This is a genomic window from Acinetobacter sp. CIP 64.7 (assembly GCF_000369745.1).
GTDB classification, from domain to species: Bacteria; Pseudomonadota; Gammaproteobacteria; order Pseudomonadales; family Moraxellaceae; genus Acinetobacter; species Acinetobacter fasciculus.
The window spans coordinates 189300-201743 of sequence record NZ_KB850177.1; the positions used below are offsets into that span (position 1 = coordinate 189300).

Sequence of the window (12444 nt, forward strand, 5' to 3'; positions counted from 1 at the left end):
ATGTTGGCACGTCGTATAGTTGCAAAACATGTGACCCAAACCACTGCGCTGGCGATGCTGGGTGCAACCGCGGTATTGGCGGGTTTACAGGTATTATTTACTTATCTGGGTGAGCTTGGTTCGCTCAAAGATGGTTATGGTGCCTGGGATGCCTTGAAATATGTGCTTTGGGGCGCACCAAATTATTTATATGAAATCCTGCCGATTTCTGCACTGATTGGTGCAGTTTTAGGTCTTGGTACATTAGCCTCGAATAGTGAGCTGATTGTGATGCGTTCGGTCGGCGTGAGCTTATGGCGTATTGTCGGGTGGGTGATCCGTTCAGCACTGTTGTTGGTGGTGTTGTCATTTGCCCTGAGCGAGTGGGTCATTCCTTATACCAATGAACAGGCCAAAAGCGTAAAAAGTGCCAGTAAAGCCGCTCAGCTCGGTGAAGTTCGTGGTTACTGGACTCGGGAAGGGCAGCGCTTTATTTATATCGATTATGCTAACTCGCAAGGTCAGTTGAAAAATGTGCAGATGCTGGACTTTGACCAGAACTATCGTTTGCGCGGTACCTTGCAGGCAGATCAGGGCCAATTTGTTAAAGATGGTTCCTGGACGCTGGACAACACAGAGCAGTTCGATATTCTCCAAAATGGTAATGCCACACTGGTTAAGCAGCAACAGCAACCTTTAGCGCTAGCATTACAGCCTAAATATGTGCATATGGTGACGATTGATCCTGAAGATTTATCGCCGAGTCAACTGGTCAGTTTCATGAGCTATATGCATGAATACAGCCAGGTGCCTAAAACCTATCAGCTGGCCTTCTGGCAAAAACTCGGCTCGCCTTTTGCCCTGATTGCACTAGTAGTGATCGCCTGTTCATTTATCTTCGGGCCATTACGTCAGCAATCCATGGGTTTTCGTCTGGTGATAGCTTTATTTGCCGGACTGGGTTTCTTCTATCTGCAGGACTTCCTCGGCTATGCCAGCTTGATCTATGCACCGTCTCCGGCCTGGTTCGTGTTTATTCCGATTCTGATCATGTTCGGCATCGGCGGATACTTGCTGCATCGGGCACGCTAAGGTACAGGAAAATAGAACAAATCAATCATCATGAGAGGCTTAAACCATATACGGGTCATGGCCTCTTTTTATAAACTTCGCTAAAATAGAGCGATTAATTCGTAGACGAACAGAGTATTTCATTATGACGGATGCAACTGCTGGCAAAATCCCTCACATTTTGGTGATTATGGATGGTGTGGGTCATCGCGAAGCGGTCGAAGACAATGCGTTTTTAGCAGCTAAACGACCAAATTTAACTGCGATACAGGACAAGCATCCGCATGGTTTGATCTCGGGTTCAGGTGAAGATGTCGGCCTGCCGGATGGCCAGATGGGTAACTCTGAAGTTGGACATATGAACCTCGGTGCAGGTCGTGTGCTGTATCAGGACTTTACCCGAATTACCAAAGACATTCGTACGGGCGACTTCTTTGAACATGAAGTTCTGGTCGATGCAGTTGAGAAAGCCAAAGCTGCAGGTGGGGCAGTACATTTGCTTGGCCTTTTGTCTGAAGGTGGTGTGCACTCCCATGAAGATCATATTGTGGCGATGGCAGAGCTAGCGCTAAAACGCGGTGCGCAAGTCTATTTACATGCATTCTTAGATGGTCGTGATACGCCGCCTAAAAGCGCACAACCTTCTTTAGAAAAACTCGATGCCTTATTCGCTCAATATCCAGGTCAAGGTCGTATTGCCACCATGATCGGCCGTTATTTTGCCATGGATCGTGACAACCGTTGGGATCGTGTTGAACAGGCCTATCGCTTGTTGACTGAAGGCGAAGCGGTTCGTACAGCTACCAGCGCAGTTGAAGGTCTCGAACAAGCTTATGCGGCCGATGAGTCGGATGAGTTTGTTAAAGCGACCCGTATTGGCGAGCTGGCGAAAATTCAGGATGGCGACAGCGTCGTATTCATGAACTTCCGCGCTGACCGTGCCCGTGAATTGACCCGCGCATTTGTAGAAAAAGACTTTGCCGGTTTTGAACGTAAAGTTGTGCCAAATCTGGCGAAGTTTGTCATGCTGACGCGTTATCAAGCGACCATTGATGCACCTGTGGCGTATATGCCTGAAGCATTGGTCAACTCGATTGGCGAATACCTGTCTAACTTAGGTAAAACTCAGCTGCGTATCGCGGAAACAGAAAAATATGCACATGTGACCTTCTTCTTCAGCGGCGGCCGTGAAGACGAATATCCGGGTGAGAAACGTATCCTGATTCCATCGCCAAACGTAGCCACTTATGACCTTAAACCGGAAATGAGTGCTTATGAAGTGACTGATGAGCTGGTGGCTGCGATCAATTCAGGTGAATTTGATCTGCTGGTGGTGAACTTTGCCAATGGTGATATGGTCGGTCATACGGGTGTATTCGATGCTGCAGTGAAAGCGGTTGAAGCAGTTGATACCTGTTTGGGCCGGGTTTATGAAGCGGTAATGGCGCAAAAAGGTCATATGATTGTGACTGCCGATCATGGTAACGTAGAGCAGATGCAGGACTATCACAGTGGTCAGGTACATACTCAGCATACCACTGAATTGGTTCCATTTATTTATGTTGGCCCAACTCAGGCCACGATCGCAGAAGGCGGTGTATTGGCAGATGTCGCACCGACTTTATTAAGCCTGATGCAAGTTCCGGTGCCTGCTGAAATGCAAGGTCGTAACCTGATTCAGCTTGATGCATAATTTTCGATAAATTCTAAAAAGGTCAAAGAATGGCAAGAACACGCTGGAAGTCTGTTGTAATACCATGCTTACTGATGTGTTTGAGCCATTCAGCCTGGGGTGCGGGTTCAAATGAGCCCGCATTCGATGATATGGAAATGGATGGGCAGGTCTATTCTGAAATTCCTGTGGCATCCATTCAGGAATTCGTACAAATTTATGGCATTGTAAAAGATAATTATATTCAAGATAAAAATGACGATGCTTTATTCCAGCAGGCCATTCAGGGTCTGGTCAGTGGCTTAGATCGCTATTCCCGTTATTTGTCGCCTGAAGATTATAAGCAGCTGCGTGAATATACCGAAGGGGATCTGGCCAGCATTGATTTCGATCTGCAATTTGACCCGCGGTTGAAGCAATGGGTGGTTCAGGGGCTGAGTGCCGATGCAGATTCAGCCAAGCAGGGACTGCGTAATGGTGTTACGGTTTATAAAATTGACGATCAGATATTAAGTAGCCTGAATCAGGAACAAGTCCGGCAGTTATTGAGCGGAGCCGTTGGCTCTACGCTCACGATCCAGCTTTCCCCGCAAAGTCCGGCCGTTCGTCTGGTCCGCAATACCAAACTAGATACTGAAATTAAATCGAGTTTGCACAATAATCAGGTGCTGGTTTTGCAGGTTAAGGTTTTTCAGCAAGATACTGCCAATGAAATCAAACGTCTAATCGAAAGCTATGCCGACAAGCGCTTAAAAGCCGTGCTATTTGATTTACGCAATAATCCCGGTGGCTTACTCTCGGCTGCAGTTGAATCTGCCGATTTATTTTTGAATCAGGGCGTAATTGTGTCGACCAAAAGCCGCGCTGAAGGTAATCAGCAATTTCAGGCCTTGCCGAGTTTTGAGTTTCAGAATCTGAAAGTTGGGGTATTGATTAATAACCGCTCGGCTTCTGCAGCAGAAGTGTTTACTGCAGCCCTGAAAGAACATAATCGTGCCTGGGTCGTAGGCGAAAAGAGCTATGGCAAAGGCGTAGTACAGAAACTCTTTCCTTTAAGCAACGGTTCGGCTCTACAGATGACAGTATCGCAATACTTTAGCCCGAGTGGCCAGATGATTGAAGGGCGGGGCGTACAGCCGCATTTCAACTATCCGTTTAAGCAGGAAATGCGTGAGGAGAGTTATCTGGAACATGTCACAGACTTGCTGCTCCTGCAAAAATAATTATTCGTCTTCTTCGGTATCCAGTCCGAACTTTTTCAAACGATAGCGCAGGGAACGGAATGACATGCCGAGTTTTTTGGCGGCCAGTGTCCGGTTCCAATGGGTCAGATTCAGCGCATTCAGTAAAATTTCTTTCTCGACCGTTTCCAAATATAGTTCTAGACCCTCTTCAGGCAGCTTTTTTAGGTGCAATCAGGGTTTCGGTCGCAATGATCTCGCTCGTGAGCGTATTTATCTCCTGAGGGCTGTTAAGCGCATGACGTAGCGGTGCACTCTGCAAATGCTGAAGATCAATCCGCTCTTCATCACTTAAAGTAATTGCGCGTTCCATAATATTACGCAATTCACGTACATTACCTGGATAATATTGTCCCAATAAGAACTCTTTGCTACGTTCGGTCAGTTTTTTATTGGGAATGTCCCATTCCTGGCAAATCTTCTGAATAAAGTGTTCGGCCAATAACAGAATATCCTGGCCTCGTTCACGTAATGGCGGTAAAGTCAGATCCATTACATGAATACGGAAATATAAATCCTGACGGAATTTGCCTTGTTGCACCAAGGCTTCCAGATCCTGATGCGTGGCACTGATCACACGGAAATCCACATCAATTTCGGTATCCGAACCGAGTGGACGAATACGTTTTTCCTGTACGGCACGTAACAATTTGACCTGCATAGAAAGCGGTAATTCTGCAATTTCATCCAGAAACAGACTGCCACCATGGGCAGATTGAATCAGTCCCTGTTTGTCCTGAGCAGCGCCGGTAAAGCTGCCTTTCTTATGCCCAAACAGTTCGCTTTCCATCAACTCAGTCGGAATGGCGCCACAGTTAATCGCAATAAAAGGACCTTCATTGCGGTTACTCAGGCGATGGACCAGATTGGCCACGACTTCTTTACCTGTTCCCGATTCACCAGTGATAAAAACCGGTGCTTGGGATCGGGCAATTTTTTGTAAGGTAATACGTAGTTGCTGGATCGGCAGGGATTGTCCAATCAGCATTTTATGTTCAAGCGCTTCATTTGGATTATTATGCGAATAATCCACCGGTTTATTCAGGGCTTTTTGTAAGAGTTGTTCCAGATGTTTCTGATTGATCGGTTTGCTGACAAAATCAAAGGCCCCGGCTTTGAGCGCAGCAATGGCGATTTCCATATTGCCATAGGCGGTCAGAACCGCGACCGGAAGTGTCGGGTAAAGATTGCCAATCCAATCCAGTAACTCCAAACCATTGCCATCGGGCAGATTCAGGTCGGTCAGACAGGCATCATATTGATGATTGGCAAGGCATTTTTTAGCGTCTTCCAAACGATGGGCAATGTGCGTGCGAATTCCCATGCGCAGCAATGACATTTGCATGAGGGTACATAAATCCTCCTCATCATCCACCAAGAGCACCAGTGGTTGTTGTTCCCCATTCATCTTCCTTGACCCCTTTAAAGCGTAATACGTTGACAGCTGATGCGAAAGCATGCGCCCTGTTCTTGTTGTATATAGTTTAATTGTGCCTGATTTGCTTCGCAAAAACTATGTGATAAATACAATCCTAATCCGGTACCACTAATCGATGTACTAAAAAAGGGTTTAAACAATAAGGCCTGATCATGTACGGCTACGCCAGAGCCAAAATCCCGTACATCAATCCAGACCCGATGTTCATAGGGATGCACATTCAGCTGAATATAGGCTGCATCTGCTGAATTGTGACGAATGGCATTACGAATCAGATTAATGAGGATTTGCCGGAATTGTGCTTCATCAAACTGAATTACCAAAGGGATATCAATATTAAATTGAATCTGATCATGAATATCGGCCAGATCTTCCTGGATAAATAACGGGATAAAATCATTGAGATGAATCGGTATAGGATGGGTTTCTTTATTTTTGACCATATTCAGCGTGTCCTGAATAATCCGGTCAATCCGGGTCGCCTGTCGGCCAATCATCTGCTGGAGTAGCTGTTGCTGTTCAGTTTCCGAGTCCAGATATAAATCATTGGCTTGCACAATGGCAGCTAGGGGGTTGCGAATTTCATGGGCAATACTGGCCGAGAGTTGACCCAGTGCAGCAAGTTTAAGTTGCTGCACCTGCTGATTCAGTTTTTTGGCATCCTGTAACACCAGTAGCATTAGAGTCTGATGTGGCACAATCAGTTTTTGCACCTGCACATGAATATTATAGCGACTTTGCTGAGATTCAAACTGAAAGCGCTCACCATTTTCCAGTGTCTCAAAATGGATCAGTTCAAATAAATCTGGCTGTGACTGAGATAAAGTGAATTTCTCATGGCCGTATTTGGACTCAATTCCAAGAAGATTACAGGCGGCAGGATTACTGAGTACCACATGGTAGTTTTCATCCAGAACCAGATAGCCGGTTTCAATCTGCTCCAGAATATAGCGGTTAATATTCTGTAAGCGATGCAGTTCCAGCGATTGAGAAAAATTTAGATTTTCCAGAATCTGAAAACGGCGTATGGCGATCTGCCCAGTGCCATAGACCACAAAAAATAAAAAGGCCAGCAAGGCGCTATTACTGATATTGCTGAGTGATGAAAATGCAAAAATACTGCCGATAAAATGCTGATAAATTACGCTGATAACAGCAACCAGCGTGACGACTAAGGCCTTTTTTGCATCTAATAATAAAGATGCAGAAAAGATGGTAATCACAAACAGCAGCCCGATTTGCAGATTAGGACCGTCGCTCGCCAAAGTCAGCAAACTTAAAATGCAGACATCGCTAAAGAAAATCATGACCAGCTGCGGCTGGATCAGTCGTCTGATCCATTTCAGCGCAAACAGCTGTACGGTATTGATCGCAACCCCGATTCCCAGCGCATAATAATACAGCTGCGGGTATTGATAATCGGTGGTGAGTTCAGGGTAGGTTAGCAGAAAAATCAGCAGCAGGCCGGTGCTGATTAGCAGGCGATAGGCGCTATACCAGATACCAAGATGATATTGATTGAGTGCAGAATAACTGGATTGTTGTGCCATATGCACCGCGACTCGTCAAAGGCTAAGGTTTAATGAGTCCATAGCGCATCGCCAGATGAGTCAGTTTGACATCGCTATCGATATTCAGTTTTTCAAAAATACGGTAACGATAAGTATTCACGGTTTTAACACTAACAAAGAGCTTGTCGGCAATTTCCTGGGCGCTGATACAATTCACCACCATCATCGCCACTTGCATTTCACGTTCTGACAATGCATCAAAAGGGGATTGTTGTGTATCAGAAAGGTAAGAGCTGGCTAACTGTTCCGCAATGTCGGCGCTGAAATATTTGCCGCCTTGCATGACTTTATTAATCGCACGGACCATTTCCGAAATCGGGGCCCCTTTAGTAATATAGCCTTTGGCACCGGCTTTCAATAACAGGGAGGGATAAGGTTCTTCTGCCAGACCGCTGACCGCTAGAACTTTGGTTTCCGGCGCACTCTGAAGTAGACGGCGCGTGGTTTCTACGCCGCCAATGCCCGGCATATTTACATCTAACAAAACTACATCAGGATGATGTTGACGAACCAGAGAGATCGCTTCTTCACCAGATTCAGCTTGTCCAATTACCTGAACCTCCGCATGGTCTTCTAGCATTCTGCAAATTCCAGTACGAACTAATTCATGGTCGTCCACAACTAAAACTGTGATCACCTACGCTCTCCCTCTGTTAAAAAATCATTTTTTTGTTACATAAAGCAAAATAAGCTTGCAATGAAAGTACAAAATTAGCAATCCTATTCGCAAGATTAAATCTGAAACTTATCACACAGTGTCAAGAACAAAAAATGTTCGGCATTGTGTTTAAATGTAAGGCATATTAGAGGTAATACGCAAATCAATCTTACCTCTGTTAGTTGAGTGAAGGAATAGTGAAGAAAATAAACAAGTCTTTAAGGCATCTACTCGGCCTGTCCGTGTTAATCAGCATGAGCACGACAAGTTTTGCTGAAATCATTATGAATTCTGGCACGGCAGAGGGCGGTTCCAGCATTAGTTGGTCTTCTGAAGAAGTTAACCAGTTAATGAGCGATGATTTTAATGCGTCAGCCAATGAGCCTTCGCCACCCGGGTCTGCAACAGTGACCACCACTTTGCGTCAGGCCGGCACAGCAGCGCCAGCAGTAATCAAACCTGCTTATACTGCGCCGCAGATTATTGATACCAATCATTTTAGTAATCAACCTTCTGTCAATGCACGGGCTGCACTGGTCATGGATGCGCAAACCGGTGAAGTGCTGTTTAGCAAAAATACCAATACTGCCTATCCGATTGCATCGATTACCAAGCTGATGACAGCGGTGGTGATTTCTGATGCACGTCTGAATATGTCGGAAAAAATCACCCTGCAACAGGCTGATTTTTCCTGTTCAGGCTGTAAAAGCTCAAGCTCGACTTTAAGAGCAGGGGACAGCATGAACCGTGCTGAAGCTTTACTGTTTGCTCTGATGAAGTCCGAGAATCCGGCTGCAGCCGCTTTGGCACGGACCTATCCCGGTGGTCGATCAGCGTTTATTGCCAAAATGAATGCAAAAGCTAAAGAGCTGGGAATGAACTCCACTCGCTTTATGGAATCAACAGGTTTGCATCCGGGTAACGTGGCATCAGCTCGTGACTTGGGAATCTTGGTAAATACGGCCTCTCAATACGGCCTGATTCGTCAGTTCTCGACCACGCCAAGCTATGACTTTAACTTGGGTTATCGTGTATTGAAATCGAATAATACCAATGCCTTGGTACGTAATGGCGGATGGAATATCAATATTTCTAAAACCGGTTTTATTAATGAAGCAGGGCGCTGTGTGGTGATGCACACCACTCTGAATAACCGTCCTGTGGCAGTGGTACTTTTAGGTGCAAACAGCTCACAGGCGCGTACCAATGATGCGACCCGTTTAATGAGTTGGGTTAGCCAGCAACCTAAACGAATCTAATTGATTGGTTCATAAAAAAAAACCCTGCACTTGCAGGGTTTTTTTAATTCTGGCCGAAATTACATATTCGACAGAATAGAGTCTTTAACTTGAGTCATGGTCGCATCAATCGACAGCATCACAGCATTAGCACATTGCTTGATGGCAGTGTCTGGATCTTTCAGACCGTTACCCGTTACGGTACATACGATCACTGAACCTTCAGCAATTTTACCCGCTTTAATATCACGGATCGCACCGCCGACAGACGCAGCAGACGCAGGCTCTACGAATACACCTTCATACATAGAAAGCAGACGTTGAGCTTCAAGAATTTCCGCATCAGTCAGTTCATCAAACCAGCCGTTTGAATCACGAACAACCGCTTTAGCATGATTGAAGCTTTGCGGATTGCCGATACGAATCGCAGTTGCAACAGTTTCCGGGTTTTCTACTGGACCGCCACGAAGGAACGGTGCAGCACCAGAGGCTTGGTAACCTGCCATGATTGGCAAACCTGCCGGTTTAGGACCAGTGAAAGCATCAGTTTCAGCATCGTAAACGACTTGCTCAAATTCTTCTTTCGACTGGTTAGCCACCGCTTCGGTATAACCCATCCAGTGCGCAGTGATGTTACCCGCGTTACCGACTGGCAGGCAGTGATAATCCGGTGCACGACCTAAAGCTTCAACGATTTCATAAGCAATGGTTTTTTGACCTTGCAGGCGGTATGGGTTGATTGAGTTTACAATCGTTACCGGTGCCTGATCGGCAACTTCTTTAACCAGACGCATACCGTCATCGAAGTTACCGCGAATTTGCATGGTGATCGCACCATACATCATCGCTTGAGCCATTTTACCCATGGCAATTTTGCCTTCAGGGATGAGCACGAATGCTTTGATGCCAGCACGCGCAGCATATGCCGCCGCCGCCGCAGAGGTGTTACCAGTAGATGCGCAGATGATGGCTTTAGAGCCTTCTTCAACGGCTTTGGTCACCGCCATAGTCATACCGCGGTCTTTAAATGAACCAGTCGGGTTTAAGCCCTCGTACTTCACATAAATTTCAACATCTTTACCAATAATGCGTGGAATATTCTCAAGCTTGATCAGTGGAGTATTACCTTCACCCAAAGAGATCGCACGAGTAGTTGCAGACACTGGTAAACGGTCGCGATAGCGGTCAACTAAACCAGTATAACGATTGGCATTCGACATGATGATGTTCCAATTGTGTGTAGAGCTTGGCAAGGGGAATCCTCCCCTCAACCCGATTAATTATCAAGCGATTCTAAACGAATTCGTACAATTTCGCCATGAATGACGGGTAATGCTTGAATTTGTGAAAGCGCTGCATCCATTTTTGATTCCTTGACTGGATCAGTCAGAATCACGATAGGAATAAGGTCTTTGGATAAACGCGGTTGCTGCATGATCGCATCAATACTAATGCCGGCACGGCTTAAAATCGTGGTGACATCGGCAAGCACGCCCATCTGATCTTCGGCATTAATACGGATGTAATAGCCGGTAGTCATTTGTTCACGACTCAAGATCGGTAAATCACTGAGCGCTTCGAAAGCCAGTTGTGGAATGGTGCCTGCACCGTCTTCTGTGTAAATGATGTCGCGGACAATATCGACGACATCGGCAACCACCGCAGAAGCTGTTGGTCCAGCACCCGCGCCAGCACCATAGTACAGTGTTGGGCCAACCGCATTGGCTTGTACCAGAACCGCATTTTTCACACCATTGACATTGGCAATCAGCTGGTCATCTGGAATCAGGGTCGGGTGTACACGGAGTTCAATCCCGGCATCAGTACGGCGTGCAATGCCCAGATGTTTAATCCGGAAACCGAGGTCTTCGGCATATTTCACATCTTGTGCCGTGACTTTGCCAATGCCTTCAGTAAAGACTTTGTCAAACTGAAGTGGAATACCAAAGGCACATGAGGCCAGAATCGTCAGCTTGTGTGCTGCGTCAATGCCTTCCACGTCAAAGGTCGGATCGGCTTCGGCATAACCCAGTTCTTGCGCTTCTTTCAGCACATCTTCAAAAGCGCGGCCTTTTTCACGCATTTCACTAAGAATGAAGTTACCTGTGCCGTTAATAATACCGGCCAGCCATTCAATCTTGTTGGCTGCCAAACCTTCACGGATCACTTTAATAATTGGAATGCCACCAGCCACTGCGGCTTCATAGGCAATTTGCACGGCATTGTCTTCAGCCGCTTTAAACAGTTCATTACCGTGTTCAGCCAAGAGTGCTTTGTTGGCGGTTACAATATGTTTGCCATGTTTCATGGCTTCCATGATGACTTCATAGGCAGGATGAATTCCGCCCATGACTTCAACCACCACGTCTACATCAGGTTGACGCACGATGTCCATCAAATCAGCACTTTGTTTGACCGATTCTGGCAGATCCAGATCAGGACGTGGACGACGGGTGCCTACATGGGTAATTTCAATTTCACGACCGGTGCGACGTTTGATCTCAGCAGCATTTTCTTTTAATAGTTTCAAGGCACCACCACCTACAGTACCAAGACCGAGGATTGCCAGACGAACTGGTTTCACGTCACACTCCAAATTAAACAGTTTTTTACAAGAACCTAGATCATAGCTAAAAAAACCGCCTGACTCTAGGGTCATTTTCAGAATATCTTTATCTATAAATTAAAGTTAAATAACGTATTAAAATGAGTTATTTAAGCCGATTCAATAATTCCGATGTAGACAGGTAACCACCCAGATAAGTACCTGCTGAATTATAAATGGCAGGGGTACCATTCACGCCCATCTTCAGACCCATTTGATATTGATCTTGAACAGGATTTTTACACTTCTCTGCACTAATCTGTGCGCCTGAAATCGCCTGGTCAAAGGCACTACGGCGGTCAGCACTGCACCAGATCGCTTCCATGGCCGGCATATGCTGTTCACCACGCGGCCAGGCGATATAACGCACTTCAATGCCTTTGGCATTCATCTCATCCATTTGCTCATGGAATTTATGGCAATACGGACAGCTGACATCGGTAAACACATAGACCACATGCTTGGCTTTGCCTTTGGCTGGATAGACCAGCAAGTCTGCTGGCTTGAGTTCAGCAAAGAGTTTATTGTTGATGCCTGCCTGCAGGTTTTCGCTGACATTGTGTAGCTGTTTGTCACCGAGACGGATCACATCGCCCTGAATCAGGTATTTACCGTCACTGGTGACATAGACCGCAGACATGCCTTCCAGACTCACCCAGTACAGGTTTGGCACTTCAGTGGCTTTAATGTCGGTAATTTTGGCACTGATGCCAGCAGTTTTGAAATGCTTTTCCAGCGTAGAAGCCAGACGCTGTTCTGCATTGCGTTCTGTCAGGGTAGAGGCTTCGCCCGTCGCCGGTGCGCTCGCAGTCAACTCTTGCTTTTTATCGTTGTTAGTGGAATTGGAACACGCAGTCAGACCCAAACCAGCAGCAAGTATGCAAGCCATAAAAATTTTTGAGCGGGCAAATGTCATAAAAAACCCTTTTCTTCTTGGATTAAAAACAGAGCATTAGCATAACAAAAAAAAA

9 protein-coding genes and 2 pseudogenes are annotated in these 12444 nt (G+C 46.1%); 4 read left to right on the forward strand and 7 right to left on the reverse strand.

Going from position 1 to position 12444, the window contains the following annotated elements; all coding sequences use genetic code 11:
- The 3 genes from lptG (at position 1) to F890_RS00910 (ending at position 3945) form a co-directional block, all read left to right on the forward strand.
- Positions 1-1071 carry an LPS export ABC transporter permease LptG gene (lptG, locus tag F890_RS00900; protein ID WP_004281054.1) on the forward strand — a complete coding sequence of 357 codons (1071 nt, stop codon included), beginning with the start codon at positions 1-3 and terminating at the stop codon, positions 1069-1071.
- A gap of 124 nt (positions 1072-1195) precedes the next feature.
- Positions 1196-2743 carry a 2,3-bisphosphoglycerate-independent phosphoglycerate mutase gene (gene gpmI / locus F890_RS00905; RefSeq protein ID WP_005265492.1) on the forward strand — a complete coding sequence of 516 codons (1548 nt, stop codon included), beginning with the start codon at positions 1196-1198 and terminating at the stop codon, positions 2741-2743.
- A 29-nt stretch (positions 2744-2772) separates the two neighbouring features.
- A complete protein-coding gene (locus F890_RS00910) occupies positions 2773-3945 on the forward strand; it encodes a S41 family peptidase (RefSeq protein ID WP_005265493.1) in 1173 nt (390 codons plus the stop codon).
- On the opposite strand, the pseudogene F890_RS19370 reads toward F890_RS00910, so the two are convergent.
- The 4 genes and pseudogenes from F890_RS19370 to F890_RS00925 form a co-directional block, all read right to left on the reverse strand.
- Positions 3946-4128, reverse strand: a pseudogene (locus tag F890_RS19370) (helix-turn-helix domain-containing protein); the annotation flags it as partial. It lies immediately after the preceding gene.
- A 72-nt stretch (positions 4129-4200) separates the two neighbouring features.
- Positions 4201-5371: pseudogene (locus tag F890_RS00915) on the reverse strand (sigma-54-dependent transcriptional regulator); the annotation flags it as partial.
- A gap of 14 nt (positions 5372-5385) precedes the next feature.
- The gene (locus tag F890_RS00920; protein WP_005265495.1) at positions 5386-6951 is read right to left on the reverse strand and encodes a sensor histidine kinase; all 1566 of its coding nucleotides are present in this window, start codon (positions 6949-6951) and stop codon (positions 5386-5388) included.
- Positions 6952-6973: 22 nt separating this feature from the next.
- Positions 6974-7609 (reverse strand): response regulator transcription factor GacA, encoded by a 636-nt coding sequence (locus F890_RS00925; protein WP_004281059.1) that lies wholly within the window; start codon positions 7607-7609, stop codon positions 6974-6976.
- A gap of 218 nt (positions 7610-7827) precedes the next feature.
- Between F890_RS00925 and F890_RS00930 the strand changes: the two genes are divergently transcribed.
- Complete coding sequence (locus F890_RS00930; protein ID WP_005249689.1) at positions 7828-8889, forward strand: serine hydrolase; 1062 nt, start codon at positions 7828-7830, stop codon at positions 8887-8889.
- A gap of 59 nt (positions 8890-8948) precedes the next feature.
- Here F890_RS00930 and thrC read toward each other — a convergent pair whose 3' ends face one another.
- From thrC to F890_RS00945, 3 genes are all read right to left on the reverse strand, one after another.
- The gene (thrC, locus tag F890_RS00935) at positions 8949-10088 is read right to left on the reverse strand and encodes a threonine synthase (RefSeq protein WP_005265496.1); all 1140 of its coding nucleotides are present in this window, start codon (positions 10086-10088) and stop codon (positions 8949-8951) included.
- Between the two features lie 56 nt (positions 10089-10144).
- Complete coding sequence (locus F890_RS00940; RefSeq protein WP_005263945.1) at positions 10145-11452, reverse strand: homoserine dehydrogenase; 1308 nt, start codon at positions 11450-11452, stop codon at positions 10145-10147.
- Between the two features lie 127 nt (positions 11453-11579).
- The gene (locus tag F890_RS00945; protein WP_005265498.1) at positions 11580-12389 is read right to left on the reverse strand and encodes a DsbC family protein; all 810 of its coding nucleotides are present in this window, start codon (positions 12387-12389) and stop codon (positions 11580-11582) included.
- Between the last annotated feature and the right edge of the window lie 55 nt (positions 12390-12444).

Coding starts and splice junctions, on each gene's coding strand:
- lptG (WP_004281054.1), top strand. CDS start 1: ATGTTGGCACGTCGTATAGTTGCAAAACATGTGACCCAAACCACTGCG.
- F890_RS00910 (WP_005265493.1), top strand. CDS start 2,773: ATGGCAAGAACACGCTGGAAGTCTGTTGTAATACCATGCTTACTGATG.
- F890_RS00920 (WP_005265495.1), bottom strand. CDS start 6,951: ATGGCACAACAATCCAGTTATTCTGCACTCAATCAATATCATCTTGGT.
- thrC (WP_005265496.1), bottom strand. CDS start 10,088: ATGTCGAATGCCAATCGTTATACTGGTTTAGTTGACCGCTATCGCGAC.
- F890_RS00945 (WP_005265498.1), bottom strand. CDS start 12,389: ATGACATTTGCCCGCTCAAAAATTTTTATGGCTTGCATACTTGCTGCT.
- gpmI (WP_005265492.1), top strand. CDS start 1,196: ATGACGGATGCAACTGCTGGCAAAATCCCTCACATTTTGGTGATTATG.